Consider the following 13,635-nt stretch of genomic DNA (forward strand, 5'->3'; position numbering starts at 1 on the left):
TCAGTGTCGGTGCGGTTGTTGCGGCGGGGTACCGAAGAGCTTCTGCAATTCGGCGCCCGGATCGGCGGCGCGCATGAAGGCCTCGCCCACGAGGAAGGTATGAATGCCCGCCTCGCGCAGTCTGCGTACATCTTCGGTCGTGTGGATGCCCGATTCGGCGACGATCGCCGTATCCGGCCCGACACGGTCGTTGAGCTTCAGCGACGTGCCCAGTGAGGTCTCGAAGGTGCGCAGGTTGCGGTTGTTCACACCGATCAGGGGCGCGGGAAGGCTCAATGCCACCTCGAGTTCTTCCTCGTTGTGCACCTCGACGAGTACGTCGAGATCGAGCTCGGCGGCGAGCAAGGAAAGCTCGGTCAACCGGTTCTCGTCGTAGATCACATCTTCACCGCCCTTGTCGGCGAAGGCGGAAACGATCAACAGGATGCAGTCGGCACCGATCACGCGGGCCTCGTACACCTGGTACTCGTCGATGATGAAATCCTTGCGCAGGATGGGGAGCGAACAGGCCTTGCGGGCCTGGCCGACGTAATCTTCGTGGCCCTGGAAGAAATCGGCATCGGTGAGCACGGAAAGACAGGTGGCGCCTCCACGTTCGTAGCTGCGCGCGATCGCCGCCGGATCGAAGTCGGCACGGATCAATCCCTTGCTCGGGCTGGCCTTCTTTATCTCGGCGATGACCGCCGGCTTGCCATCGTGCAGGCGCGCATCGATGGCGGCCACGAAGCCACGCGTATCCTCGAGGTCGGCGATGCGTGCCGCAAGGTCGTCGAGTGAGCGCTTACGGCTGCGCTCGGCGATCTCTTGCACCTTGCGGTCGAGAATGCGATGGAGAATGTCGGGCATCGAGGGACTTCCTTGGGAAAGGCCGGGGCTTTCGGGGAGCCCCGACGATATCAGGCGCCGAGCCGTTGTGTCGCGGCCACGAACGCGTCCATTTTTACACGAGCCGCGCCACTTGCGATGGTCGCGCGGGCAAGGTCGATACCGGACTGTATGGAAGGCGTGACATCGGCGGTATACAACGCGGCACCCGCGTTCAGGCAGACGATGTCGTGGGGGACGCCAGGGGTGCCCGAAATGGCATCCAGCAGCATCCCCATGGATTCCGTCGAGTCTTCCACGCGGAGATTACGGCTCGATGCCATCGACAGGCCGAAATCTTCCGGCTCGATCTCGTACTCATGCACGGCGCCATCGCGCAACTCGCCCACCATCGTCGCGGCACCCAGCGAAATCTCGTCCATCCCGTCGCGACCCCATACCACCATGGCATGCCTGGCCCCCAACGCCTGGAGCACCCGGATCTGGATGCCGACGAGGTCGGGATGGAACACGCCCATGAGGATATTCGGGGCACCCGCCGGGTTGGTCAGCGGCCCGAGGATGTTGAAGATCGTCCGGACACCCATTTCACGACGGACGGGCGATACCACCTTCATCGCCGGATGATGGTTGGGCGCGAACATGAAACCGATATCGGTCTGTTCCATGCAGACCGCGACCTGTGCCGGAAGCAGGTCGATGCGCGCGCCCAGGGCCTCGAGCACGTCGGCGCTGCCCGATTTGGACGAGACGCTGCGGCCACCGTGCTTGGCGACTCGCGCCCCGGCGGCCGCGGCGACGAACATGGATGCCGTGGAGATGTTGAACGTCGATGCACCGTCACCGCCGGTGCCGACGATATCGAGGAAATGGGGATGGGGACCGGCCTCGACCTTCGCCGAAAGATCGCGCATCACCCGCGCGGCGCCGGTGATCTCGCCGACCGTCTCCTTCTTCACGCGCAGACCGGTGAGGATGGCTGCCGTCATCAGCGGGCTGACGTCGCCACGCATGATCTGGTGCATCAGCTCGATCATCTCGTCGTGGAAGATCTCGCGGTGCTCGATCGTGCGCTGCAGCGCCTCGGAGGGAGTCATCGGCATGGCGCTTTGATCCTTCTTACGCGGCGAGCGGCAGCGGCATGCCGAGGAAGTTGCGCAGCAGGTCGTGGCCATGCTGGGTGAGGATCGACTCCGGATGGAACTGCACGCCCTCGATATCGAGCGTGCGATGGCGCAGGCCCATGATCTCGTCGATCGAGCCGTCCTCGCGCTCGGTCCAGGCGGTCACTTCGAGGCAATCCGGCACGGACCCCTTCTCGACCACCAGGGAGTGATATCGCGTGGCCTCGAACGGATTCGGCAGGCCGGCGAACACGCCCTGCCCGCGATGCCGGACGGGCGAGGTCTTGCCGTGCATGATCTCCCGTGCACGAATCACCTTGCCGCCGAATACCTGGCCGATGGCCTGATGCCCGAGGCAGACGCCGAAGATGGGCACTTCGCCCGCCATCTCGCGCAGGATGTCCATGGACACGCCCGAATCGTCCGGCGTACCCGGCCCTGGCGAGATCATGATCCGCGATGGCGCCAGTGCGCGGATGTCCGCGATGGTGAGGGCATCGTTCCGTACGACTTTCACTTCCTGCCCCAACTCGCCGAGGTACTGGACGAGGTTGAAGGTGAAGCTGTCGTAGTTGTCGATCATCAGGAGCACGTGCTTATCCTATTGATTTAGCACCCATTAAAGGATCGGATGGCTGCGGCATACCGCGTTTGGGTAGCCAGCGGGCCATTATCCGACGAACCCGCCGGCACGGACAGCCCGGAGCTCGAACCTTCGGGACCGGAGCGTCCGGGCGTGGGCCGCGATCAGGACGCGCCTCGCTTGTCCGCATCTCCCGCGCAGGCCATCCTAGGCGCCCCTTTCCCGGAGAACGCCATGCCCTCGCTGGGTGCCGTCACTTTCCTCGTCCGCGACTACGACGAAGCGATCGCCTTCTTCGTCGACGCGCTCGGCTTCGACCTGATCGAGGATTCGCCGCAGGGCGACGGCAAGCGCTGGGTCACCGTGGCGCCTCGCGGATCGCGCGGGACGCACTTGCTGCTGGCCCGTGCGGTAAATGACGAGCAAAAGGCGCATATCGGCAAACAAGGTGGCGGCCGCGTATTCCTGTTCCTGCAGACGGACGATTTCGCCGGCGACCATGCGCGCATGCTTGCGCACGGCGTACGTTTTCGCGAAGAACCCAGGCACGAACCTTACGGGACGGTCGCGGTCTTCGAGGACATCTACGGCAATGGCTGGGACCTTATCCAGCCAGCGTGACACGGGAAACAACCATGAACGATGCAACGATCCGTATCGCGGTGCTCGACGACTACCAGGAAGCCGCCTTGCGTTGTGCGGACTGGTCGCCCCTCGAAGGTCGCGCCGAGATCACCGTCTTCCACGATCACGAGGCGGACCACGATGCCCTCGTTCGGCGCCTGGCGCCCTACGATGTCATCTGTGTCATGCGCGAACGCACGCCGATGACCGCGAATCTCATCGCCGCCCTGCCGCGCCTTCGCCTCATCGCGTCCACGGGTCGCGGCAACGCATCGATCGACGAGGCGGCCGCCGCCGCGCGTGGCGTGGATGTGGTTCATACGAACTACTCGTCCACGCCAACCATCGAATTCACCTGGGCCGCCATCCTCGGCCTGGCCCGCGGCATCGCGGACGAGGCCGCCTCGGTACGCGCGGGGGCATGGCAGGTGGGACTGGGCGTGGAATTGCGCGGAAAGACCCTCGGCATCCTGGGCCTCGGACGCATCGGTTCGAAGGTGGCGCGGATCGGCCAGGCCTTCGGCATGCAGGTGATCGCCTGGAGCCAGAACCTCGCCGAAGAAACCGCCGACGCGCTGGGTGTACGTCGTGTCACGAAGCAGGAGCTCCTGGCCCGGTCCGACTTCCTCACCATCCATACCCGCCTGAGCGAACGTACCCGGGGGATCATCGGTGCGGACGATCTCGCCACGATGAAACCCGGCGCCCGGTTGATCAACAGCTCGCGAGGCCCGATCGTCGACGAAGCCGCCCTGGTCGATGCGTTGAGCCAAGGCCGCCTGGCGGGTGCGGCGCTCGACGTCTTCGACGAGGAACCGCTACCGCCGGCACACCCCTTCCGTACCCTGCCCCATGTGCTGGCGACGCCACACATCGGCTACGTCACGGAAGAGATGTACCGCACTTTCCACGGCGACACCGTCCGCAACGTGCTGGACTGGCTCGACCGGCACTCGGCCTGAGGATCGTTCAGGATGAAGCGACCTTCTTCGGTTCGCTTTCGTCTTGATCGTGGCTGTCCTTCGGCTTGATCGTCATCAGTTCGAGTGGCTTGCCATCGGCCGTGCGCACGTTCCACCCACGCTGGAGATCGGCGAGGTCGTTGAGTTGCGGGCAGATGGCGTTGGCGCGGGCCTCCAGGCCTTTCGAACGCTTGTCCATCTCCCGGTCCATGGCCTTGTCCAGCGACTCGGCACGCGCCTGGAGCGCCGCCACCTTGCTTGAGTCACCCGAGAGGGCGGCGGTCACCGCGCTGGACGTGACCGAGCCGACCAGCTCACCCACCGAGTCCGATACCGAACCGGCGACCGTCTCGGTCATGCGATCCGAAGACCAATGCCCGGAGCCGATGCCTTCGTCGATCTCGCGCAATGCCTCGGCCTGCTTGCGCTTCAATTTCTCGAGCATCCGGGAGCGCTGGTCACCCTCGGCGAACGTCAGCGTGACCGATGTCATCGCGGAGAACCCGATATCCACGCCATCGCGGGCGATGGAAGCGATCTGCGGCATGAGCCGGCGAACGCCATCCTCGTAACGGCGCAACGCCTCGGCGTCGCTCCGGGAGACCGCGATGTCCTTGCCATCCACCCGTAGCGAGCCATCGTGCAGGAAGACCCGGGCCGGGACGCCATCCTTGCGATGAAAGGACAGGCCATTGGCGGTGACATCGACATCGTAGGCCGTGGAATAGTCGTGCTTGCAGGTATCGGTGCCGAAATTGAGGCCTTTCGCCTGCCCCATCGGGGCGGCGAGGACGAGCGCGACGGCAACGGTGCCGGCAATCAGTGAATGGCGCATGGTTCTTCTCCCCGGGGAACGGTTGGCTCCGGGTGGGATGCGCCCGGGACGTCCAAGGTTTAAGCCGATTCGCGCGACACCACATGGGCGAATGGTCATACCCTGACTTCCAGCAGGGTCAGGAAGAGAGACCCCTTTCACGTGCATATTCGGAAAGCCGGCTGTCATGATCGATGCCCAGTTTGCGCATGGCGTCGCGCTTTTGCCGGCTTACCGTCTTGACGCTGCGACTGAGACGCTCGGCGATCTGGGTAATGGACATGCCGCTCACATACAGGCGCACGACCTCGATCTCCCGGGCCGAAAGCCGCGTCATGTCGGTCGCGCTGTGTACGCCGGCCTGGTCGAACTGGCGTCGGATGGTCTCGCTGAGATAGGGCCGCCCCGCCGCCGCATGGCGCACCGCCACCGCCACTTCCTTGAGTGGCGCACGCTTGTCGCACAGACCCAACGCGCCACGAACCCGCATTGTCTGCAGCACCGCCGCGTTGTTCACCATGGTGAGCACGACGATCGGCAGCCGCGGATAACGCCGCCGGACCAGGTCGATCAGCGAAAGCCCGTCACCGTGACGCCCTCCAGGCATGGAGAAATCGGTAACGATGACATCGCACGGACGAGAGGCCAGCAGATCGACGAGTTGATCGCCATTGGCTGCTTCGCCGACCACGACGATATCACCCGCCGCTTCGAGCGCCGCGCGGGTGCCCATCAGGACCACCGGATGATCGTCGGCAATGATCGTGCGCAGAACCATTTTTTCCCTCGCCGGCGGATAACTGCTGCCGCGCTCCATGAGATGTGTTACTCGTCGTACCATCGCGGAGATTACAGTAAACATCCGCTCGTGGTCGAAGGAACGCCATGCAGCTATTGAGAATCCTGGTCATCATTCCGTTCGCGGTTTGCTCATGCGATGCCTTCGCCGACAGGGTCGACGCGGAGCCGGCGCCGCGCCCGCCACGCGGCATGTCATCCTGTTTACCGCTTTCCGCGGTCGCGCAGGTTCACGATCGAACCCAACGGTGCGCTGATGGAGGCCGACGCCTCCAAGCCGCGCTTGCCGACATCGCTCCTGCCGCGGACAGAGCTTCCGATCGAGCCACCGGCCGACAGATCGCCGTGGGCGTGGATGGACTCGCAAAACACGACGAAATCGCGCTGACGGACGCCGAGCGCGATTGGCTCGCGCACCTGCCCGTGCTGCGAGTCGGCATCGATCCGACGTCGGCGCCACTGTCCCTGGTGGACCGGGGAGGGGCACCCGTCGGCCTTGCCATGGATTACCTCGACGACGCCCTGGCCGCTCTTGGCGTCGCCCATGTACCCGTGCGCACGCAGGACTGGGGGGAAACGGTGCGCAGCGCCACCGCCGGCGACATCGATATCCTTCCCGCGGCCTCGCCTCGAAACGACGAGTTGGGCAGGAACTTCGATTTCACCGAGCCCTACATCGAGTTTCCCGTGATGATCGTGACACGTGACGACATGGCGACCATCGCGGGGCCCGCCGACCTGGGCGGGCACCGTGTCGCGGCTAACCTGGCCCAGGGCGCGGTCGCCAACGCGGTACATCACCTGCCCTTGGTCGAACCCATCGAAGTACGCAACGCGGCCGAAGGCCTGCGTGCCGTGGCATCGGGGCAGGCCGATGCCTATGTGGGAGACATTGCGACCGCGGAATACTTCATGCGCCGCGACCATCCCGCGCGATTGAAACTTGCGGCACCCACGGACGAGCGCGCGGAACTCGCGATCGCCGTCGATCGACGCTACGCCCCCTTGATACCGCTGCTCGACAGGGCGCTCGCCCGGATCTCCGAGCATCGTACCCAGGCCATCCGCAATACCTGGTTACGATCCCACTACACCTGGGGAGGGTCCTGGCAGGAAATCGCACGCAAGGCGGGACCGCCGGGCGCCGCGGTGCTCGCCCTCCTTCTCGCCGTATCCCACGCGTATATGCGCCTGCGTCGCGAAACACGGCGGCGGCGGTCGAGCGAGGACCGGCTTGCCGACATCACCCGACATATCCCTGCTGTGTTTTACCGCTTCCGCTATTTCGCTGGCGGGCGCATCGAGTTCATCCATGTGGGCGGGAACCCGGAACCCATCTTCGGTGTTCCCGCGGATGCGTTCCTTCACGACGAGCGCCGCGCGTTCGCGCGGATCGACCCACGCGACCAGGCACCGTTGCTGGCGGAGGTCGCAAGGGCGGCGAATACCCTCACACCGATCCACGCGGAAATACGCATTCGCGACGTCGCGCCCGAACGCTGGATCGCATCGCATGCGTTGCCACGGCCGGTGGCGGATGCGGTGGAATTCACCGGCTACTGGATCGACATCTCCGACCGGCATGAACAAGCCGCCCAGCTGGCCGATGCCAAGCACGTGGCTGAAGAGGCCACCGCGGCGAAGAGCCGGTTCCTCGCCACCATGAGCCACGAGATCCGCACGCCGATGCACGGGCTTATCGGCATGCTCGAAATGCTCGGCGAGACATCACTGCAAGAGAACCAGCGTCACCTGCTCGGCACCGCCGAGTCGTCGGCCGAAGCGCTTCTTCGAATACTCGACGACGTGCTCGATTTCTCGCGGATCGAAGCCGGCGCGGTCGAGACGGAGCATGCCGCCTTCGATCTTCGCCAGCTGCTCGACGACATCGTGGCGCTGCATGCACGGCAAACGAGGAAAAAAGGCCTTTCGGTGGACATCCACGTCGATACGCGCCTGGCGCAAGGTGTCATGGGTGACGCCGCGAGATTGCGCCAGGTGTTGCTCAACCTCGTCAGCAACGCCATCAAGTTCACCGTCCAGGGTGGCATCGATATCACCGTCGATGTCGTGGAAGACATGGAGATGAAGCAGAGGGTTCGCATCGACGTGGTCGACACGGGCATCGGCATCGCTCAGGAGGATATCGTGCGATTGTTCGCGCCCTTCAGGCAAGCGGAGCCATCGACGACACGGCGCTTCGGCGGAAGCGGCCTCGGCCTGGCCATCAGTCGGCGTCTCGTGGAACTGATGGGCGGCGATCTCATCATGTCGAGCGAGGCTGGCGAGGGTACGCGGCTGTCGATCGTGCTCGACATGGAACGATCACGGTATGACGCCAGTGACGAGACCGCCGGCGCGATGGCCGTCGCCATGCCGCCAGCAAAAGAGACGACCCTCGACGTACTCGTGGCCGAGGACAACGCGACCAACCGGCAACTGGTCGCGGCACAACTGGCCCGTCTCGGCCATCGTTATGAGCTGGTCGAGGACGGCGCCGAGGCGCTCGCCCGCGCATCCTCGCGCCGGTTCGATGTCTTGTTGACCGACCTGCACATGCCGGTGATGGACGGCTATGCGCTTACCCGCGCACTACGCAGGCAAGGGTCGTCTCTCCGCATCGTGGCGCTCACCGCGAACGCGCTTCCCGGCGAGGAAGCCCGCTGTCGCGCCTCGGGAATGGACGGGTTCGCAACGAAGCCCCTGCGATTGGGCGAGTTGGACATGGTGCTCTCGCCCGGCAAGGGGAATGACTCCGCTCACTCGCCATGCGACCTGGATGCATGGCGGGAAACCTATGGCGATCTCGCCTTGCTGCCGCTCATGGTGGCCCGGTTCGAGATGACCGTACGTGAAGACATGGCGGGATTCGCCGCCCTCGGCGACCCATCCGCCGCGGCGGATTGGGTACATCGCATCCTCGGCGGCATGCGCGTTTTCGGCCCATCGGCTGAAGCCGCGTTAGCGGAAGACCTGGAAAACGAGCTTCGCGGCATCCACGGCGCTGCCGCCATGCATCGTTTACCCGAACTTGCGTCCGCGATAGAGGACTATGCCTCCCGATTGCGGGCCACACTGGATGCGTGCCAATGCACTGAGGATATGCTCAAGAATTAGTGCGAATTTTCAGACTAGTCCGATAGCCTCGCGCTGATGACCTCGTCATCCTGATCACAGTACGCCTTCAGGCGTCTGTCGGAGGACGAAGCATGAACGAGCACGCCATCGAGTATCACATCGCGGACATAGGTGAGACCTGGGGCATCTTCCGTGAGGGTGTGCAAATCGCCGTGCGCTCCGATCCCGCGGACGCGATCGCCTTCGCCAACTTCTTCGCCGATCGCGAAACGCTGATGTCGGCATTCCCCGTCCGCGTTTCCGCCGACATCCACTTGCACCGCACCCTGCGCGAGATACGTCTCGCCGCGTAGGCGTTGGATGCGTCAGCGCCCCGCGGCGCTGCCGAGGTTGGTCATGTCGAGGTGCAGCAGGCGCAGGCGCGCGATATGCCTGCCGACCATCGCGCGGTCTCCGGAACTCGCCTCGAGGCGAAGGAAAGCATCCAGGAGACGACGCTCCATCTGCTCCAGCGTTCGGATATACGTGACATCGGGGTCATGCGACAGCTTCACCGAAGCTTCCATCATCGTCCGCCGCACACCGCTCATGGGCCCACCTGCCGTCGCCGGGCGCACGCCTGCGGAGGACACTTCGTCCTGCAGGTCCGTGGCGATGGCGGTCAGGGAAGCGGCGGATTCCTCCAGGATGGTCTTGAGCCCCGGCTCACGAACGCCACGTGCGGCCTGCCGATAGAGGTCGCGGTCTGCAATCACTCGCCGGATCAGGCCGTTTACCACACGGGTCGAGTTGCGTTCCATGGGGCAGCACGTTAGTCCCGTCGGACTTAGCCGGCCTTAAACGCGCCGGGCGCCGGTCAGCCGGCGGTCAGGCGCCTGGTTCGAGCAAAAGCAAGGGCCTGCCGGTTGCATCGTGCAGACCCGATTGCAGATCGCCCAGTTGGCGGATCGACGGACACAGCGCCTGGATGCGTGGCTTGAGCGCCGCCTCGAGCCGTGCCATCACGCGGGCCTGGCCACCCGTGGATACGGACGCCACACGGTCCCGCAGAGCCGCCGCTCCCTGCAAGTCACCGTCCATCGCCAATGCCATGGCCTCGCCGCCGACGTCCTGGGTAAGGATGGGCGCCACATCGGACACGATCTCCTGCGCATAGGCGCGCATCGCGTCCTCCTGCCAGTCGCGCGTGCTCTGGCTGGCGGCGATGCGCCGCTTGATGTCCGCCACCCGGGCATTCAACACCCGGTCGAGTTCGCCACTGCCCACCGCGCCCGGGGCGGCCGTGGCGGCTTCGTCCCGCACCGCACGCGCGGCGAGGTCGACACCGTCGTTCGCGATCGCCTTGGCTTTCGGGACCAAGGCCCGGACATTACGTTCGAACAGGGCGACGCGATCCTGCTCATCCGGTCGAAGGGATACCGCCCGCCCATCGGTCGTCAGGCTGCCATCTTGCATGCGCACGCTACGCGGGGCCGCATCGGCGCGCTCGAACACGAGGCTGTCCGGCCGCACCGTCAGGTCATAGGTGCTGGCCACCTTGCAGGTGGTGCCCAGGTCCTGGGCCGCCACCCCACCTGCAAGGCAGGTGGCGATGGCGAAGACGAGCAAGCGTGATGTCATGGCGGGTTCCCGGAAAAGGCTTCGATAGCCGGCGGCGAACGAATGCCGGCTGAACCGATCAGAACGCCGGCTGGGCGAACTGCTGGCGTACCGGCACGCTGCCAAGGATCCACGACAGCCAGGCCAGCACGGGAACCGACACGATCTTGAGCACCAGGCCGATCAGCAGGATCGTCCTGTGCTTCTGTCCCGCCGCCAGCAGATCCGCCGGCAGGCCGGCCTGGGAAAGGACCGTGCCGAGCTGGCTCCACTGGTCGAACGAAACCCACGCGGTGTAGGCCGCCCAGACCAGCAACAGCAGGGCGACGACCCGCATCGCGCGCCGGCCCCAGTCACGCCAACGCAGCGTTCCGAGGCTCAACGCCATCACGACGAAAGCCGCCAGCGCATAGGCGAGCGACCATAGCAGGCCGATGCGCGGATCGCCCGCGCCCGCGGCGATCGCCTCGGCGCTCACCGCGCCCACCGCATGGGCGAAGAGGATCGAGGCATAGGTATTGATCACGAAGCCGGCGGCGGCGAGCAGCATCACCAGCCAGACCACGATGCGCCACGGCGCGAATGGACGGGCGTGCCTGGCACCCTTGGCGGCGTGGAACACGATCAGGCGCCCGCTTTCTTCAACGCGGCGAGATCGGCCAGGACCTGGCCCGAGTTCTTCTCGGGGTCGACATCCTTGTAGACCTTGACGATCTTGCCGGCCGGGTCGATCAGGAAGGTCTCGCGCAAGGCGTACTTGGTATCGCCATGGCTGGTAAGCACGGCGTACTTCGTGGCGACGGCGCCGTCCGGGTCGGATAGCAGCGGGAACGGCACGTGGTACTTCTCGGCGAACTCCGCATGCGACTTGACGTCGTCCAGGCTCACGCCCAGCACCACCGCGCCGGCCTTGTGCAGCTTGGCGATGTCGTCACGGAAGGTGCAGACCTCGGTGGTGCAGCCAGCGGTGAAGTCCTTGGGATAGAAATACAGGACGAGCCACTTGCCCTGCTCGGTTTGCAGCGTGTGCCATTCGCCCTTCTGGTCCTGAAGGCGGAAGTCGGGTGCCTTCTCGCCCACCACGGGGCTGGAAGCCCAGGCGGCGGCGGAGACGATGCACATGGCGATGAGGCTGAGGAGGCGGCGCATGGAGGAACCTCGGTGGGTGGGGATCGCAGTGAGTGTACTCGCGAGGGTCCCAAGGTTGCGCCGGCCATGCCGGAACGCAAGAAAAAAGGGCGCCCCCGTGGGGCGCCCTCAAGACCACGAGGTGCCGGCGATTATTTCCGCGCGATCTCGAACCTGCTGACGTCCACGCCGAGGTTGAAACCCCGGCCGGTACCGGTGACGGCAAGGGACACCTCGCCCTTGGTCATCGCCAGGCTTTCGGCGCTCTTCACCGCGCCCGCGTTGGCACCGGCCGTCGCGTAGTCGCCGAAGATCTCGTTGATGTTCTTGACGTTGGTGAACTCGCCCTTGCCGTTCTCGATGCTGAACTTGCCAGCCGTGATACCGCCACCACGGATGTGGATCATCACGGTCGCCGACTGACCGTTATCGCAGCGCACATGGCCTTGGCCATCGGCACGCTTATAGATCGCGGCCCAGCCGCTCGTGCTGAAGGTCATGTGGCACTTGGTACCGCCCTCGGCAGCCTGGGCCGGCTGAACCGTGAAAGCACCTGCCGCCGCCAGAACCAGGGCGGCCATACCCGTGATGCGCTTGATCATGTTCGTTTCTCCGTTGATAGGTGGCAGGGAACTGCGAAGCGGATTCTCCACTCACGAATGTGAAGAAACACGGAGCGCCCGACCGGCCGTTCAGGAATGGCCCGGCTAGATGGACGGTGCGTGAACTGGCTCCCCCGGACGTCGCCATGGTCCTAATATCGAGCCGTATCCGTCCGATGGAGGATTACCCATGCCCAAGAACATCCTGGTCGGCTACGACGGTTCGGAAACCGCCCGCCGCGCCTACCTTTTCGCCCTGGAACTGGCGGCCTGCGCCAGGGCGAAGGTTCACGTGGTCTCCGTGATCCAGCTCGACAACGGGGCCGACACCTCGGCCTTGATGATGACCGGTGCCGGCGAAGAGCGCCTGGCCGGCCTGAGCGAGGAGATCGCTGCCCTCGGGCGACCGGCCGGCGTGCCCGTGGAGGTCGAGCTGGTACACGGCAGCCCCGGCGATGCCCTGCTCTCCTTCGTGGCCGGGCACGGCGTGGACCACATCGTCATCGGCCATACCGAAAGAGGCGCGCTCGCCCGCTGGCTGGTCGGGTCGACCTCCACCGATGTCCTGGCCAAGGCGCATGTGCCAGTGACCGTGGTGCGTTGACGCGCCGCCTTTGTCACAATCCCGTCATTGTGCCCCTGGGCACCAAGACCTGTGACCGAGGAACATTCCGCAGTGAGCTACGCCGCCACCTTGCCATGGACGCTCGAAAAACTGGACCTCTCGCGCATCGACGTGGAGAAGGTCAGGCACAACGAAGATCTTTTCCTGCTCCTGTGCAGCTCGTCCTTCGTCGAAAGCGGCTCGGACCTGTACACGCACAACCTCGTCGACCACTTCGCGGGTGACGAGGAACTGCAAGGGTGGCTGCGCGACCATTGGGAGCACGAGGAGATGCAGCATGGCCGCGCGCTGGCCGCCTATGTGCGCCACGTATGGCCCGATTTCGACTGGGACGCGGGATTCAAGGCGTTCTTCGCCCATTACGGCTCGGTCTGCACGTCGGAGGAACTGGAGCCGAACCGTGGGCTGGAACTGGCCGCGCGCTGCGTCGTGGAGACGGGTACGGCAAGCTTGTACCGCGCGCTCAACGAGGTCACCGACGAACCGGTGTTGCGCGAGCTGACCAACTACATCAAGAGCGACGAAGTGCGCCACTACAAGCACTTCTACCAGCACTTCCGCATCTATCGCGAGCGCGACGGCATCGGCCGCCTGAGCACGTTTCGTACATTGCTCAAGCGACTGCGCGAGATCAAGAACGAGGACAGCGACATCGCGCTGCGCCACGTCTTCAACGTGCGCTATCCGGACAAGGCCCAGGACGACGCGGAATTCCGCCGCGTCACCTCGCGCGCCGAAGGCCTGCTCAAGCGGCACATTCCCGCCGAGATGACGGTGAAGATGCTGCTACGCCCCCTGGACCTGCCCCCGAGGCTGAACTCGATGCTCGAGTGGCCGCTGACGCGGATCACCGAGAAGCTGTTCCTGCACTGA

The 13,635-nt window shown here is 65.0% G+C and carries 16 protein-coding genes; 6 read left to right on the top strand and 10 right to left on the bottom strand.

Annotation, left to right across the window (positions count from 1 at the left end):
• From trpC to J2T07_RS15960, 3 genes are read right to left on the bottom strand one after another with little or no spacing between them, the layout of a single operon-like run.
• Positions 1–846, bottom strand: coding sequence for an indole-3-glycerol phosphate synthase TrpC (trpC, locus tag J2T07_RS15950; protein WP_306851148.1), 846 nt, complete (start codon positions 844–846; stop codon positions 1–3).
• 50 nt (positions 847–896) lie between these two features.
• On the bottom strand, positions 897–1,928 hold the full coding sequence (trpD, locus tag J2T07_RS15955) for an anthranilate phosphoribosyltransferase (protein WP_306851150.1): 1,032 nt from the start codon (positions 1,926–1,928) through the stop codon (positions 897–899).
• Positions 1,929–1,944: 16 nt separating this feature from the next.
• Complete coding sequence (locus tag J2T07_RS15960) at positions 1,945–2,541, bottom strand: anthranilate synthase component II (protein ID WP_306851152.1); 597 nt, start codon at positions 2,539–2,541, stop codon at positions 1,945–1,947.
• Between the two features lie 225 nt (positions 2,542–2,766).
• On the opposite strand from J2T07_RS15960, the gene J2T07_RS15965 reads away from it, so the two are divergent.
• On the top strand, positions 2,767–3,153 hold the full coding sequence (locus J2T07_RS15965; RefSeq protein ID WP_306851261.1) for a VOC family protein: 387 nt from the start codon (positions 2,767–2,769) through the stop codon (positions 3,151–3,153).
• Between the two features lie 14 nt (positions 3,154–3,167).
• The gene (locus J2T07_RS15970) at positions 3,168–4,118 is read left to right on the top strand and encodes a D-2-hydroxyacid dehydrogenase family protein (RefSeq protein ID WP_306851154.1); all 951 of its coding nucleotides are present in this window, start codon (positions 3,168–3,170) and stop codon (positions 4,116–4,118) included.
• Positions 4,119–4,125: 7 nt separating this feature from the next.
• Here the strand turns inward: J2T07_RS15970 and J2T07_RS15975 are convergent, their stop codons facing one another.
• On the bottom strand, positions 4,126–4,953 hold the full coding sequence (locus tag J2T07_RS15975; protein WP_306851156.1) for a DUF2884 family protein: 828 nt from the start codon (positions 4,951–4,953) through the stop codon (positions 4,126–4,128).
• A 118-nt stretch (positions 4,954–5,071) separates the two neighbouring features.
• Entirely contained in the window at positions 5,072–5,749 is a 678-nt protein-coding gene (locus J2T07_RS15980; protein WP_306851158.1) for a response regulator, read from the bottom strand.
• A gap of 332 nt (positions 5,750–6,081) precedes the next feature.
• On the opposite strand from J2T07_RS15980, the gene J2T07_RS15985 reads away from it, so the two are divergent.
• Together J2T07_RS15985 and J2T07_RS15990 are read left to right on the top strand one after the other, a co-directional pair.
• Positions 6,082–8,847, top strand: coding sequence for an ATP-binding protein (locus J2T07_RS15985; protein WP_306851160.1), 2,766 nt, complete (start codon positions 6,082–6,084; stop codon positions 8,845–8,847).
• 92 nt (positions 8,848–8,939) lie between these two features.
• Positions 8,940–9,161 (top strand): hypothetical protein, encoded by a 222-nt coding sequence (locus tag J2T07_RS15990; RefSeq protein ID WP_306851162.1) that lies wholly within the window; start codon positions 8,940–8,942, stop codon positions 9,159–9,161.
• 12 nt (positions 9,162–9,173) lie between these two features.
• On the opposite strand, the gene J2T07_RS15995 is transcribed toward J2T07_RS15990, so the two are convergent.
• From J2T07_RS15995 to J2T07_RS16015, 5 genes are all read right to left on the bottom strand, one after another.
• A complete protein-coding gene (locus J2T07_RS15995) occupies positions 9,174–9,608 on the bottom strand; it encodes a PA2169 family four-helix-bundle protein (RefSeq protein ID WP_306851164.1) in 435 nt (144 codons plus the stop codon).
• Between the two features lie 67 nt (positions 9,609–9,675).
• Entirely contained in the window at positions 9,676–10,428 is a 753-nt protein-coding gene (locus J2T07_RS16000; RefSeq protein ID WP_306851166.1) for a DUF2884 family protein, read from the bottom strand.
• 58 nt (positions 10,429–10,486) lie between these two features.
• Positions 10,487–11,029: a hypothetical protein gene (locus J2T07_RS16005; protein ID WP_306851167.1), complete on the bottom strand. Its 543-nt coding sequence runs from the start codon at positions 11,027–11,029 to the stop codon at positions 10,487–10,489.
• A 2-nt stretch (positions 11,030–11,031) separates the two neighbouring features.
• Positions 11,032–11,556: a peroxiredoxin gene (locus tag J2T07_RS16010; RefSeq protein WP_306851169.1), complete on the bottom strand. Its 525-nt coding sequence runs from the start codon at positions 11,554–11,556 to the stop codon at positions 11,032–11,034.
• Between the two features lie 131 nt (positions 11,557–11,687).
• Positions 11,688–12,137 (bottom strand): hypothetical protein, encoded by a 450-nt coding sequence (locus J2T07_RS16015; protein WP_306851171.1) that lies wholly within the window; start codon positions 12,135–12,137, stop codon positions 11,688–11,690.
• A gap of 190 nt (positions 12,138–12,327) precedes the next feature.
• On the opposite strand from J2T07_RS16015, the gene J2T07_RS16020 reads away from it, so the two are divergent.
• Both J2T07_RS16020 and J2T07_RS16025 read left to right on the top strand, forming a co-directional pair.
• The gene (locus J2T07_RS16020; RefSeq protein ID WP_306851173.1) at positions 12,328–12,741 is read left to right on the top strand and encodes a universal stress protein; all 414 of its coding nucleotides are present in this window, start codon (positions 12,328–12,330) and stop codon (positions 12,739–12,741) included.
• 72 nt (positions 12,742–12,813) lie between these two features.
• The gene (locus J2T07_RS16025; protein WP_306851174.1) at positions 12,814–13,635 is read left to right on the top strand and encodes a ferritin-like domain-containing protein; all 822 of its coding nucleotides are present in this window, start codon (positions 12,814–12,816) and stop codon (positions 13,633–13,635) included.

Origin of the sequence: Luteibacter jiangsuensis, from assembly GCF_030812295.1 — a bacterium.
Taxonomy (GTDB): Bacteria; Pseudomonadota; Gammaproteobacteria; order Xanthomonadales; family Rhodanobacteraceae; genus Luteibacter; species Luteibacter jiangsuensis_A.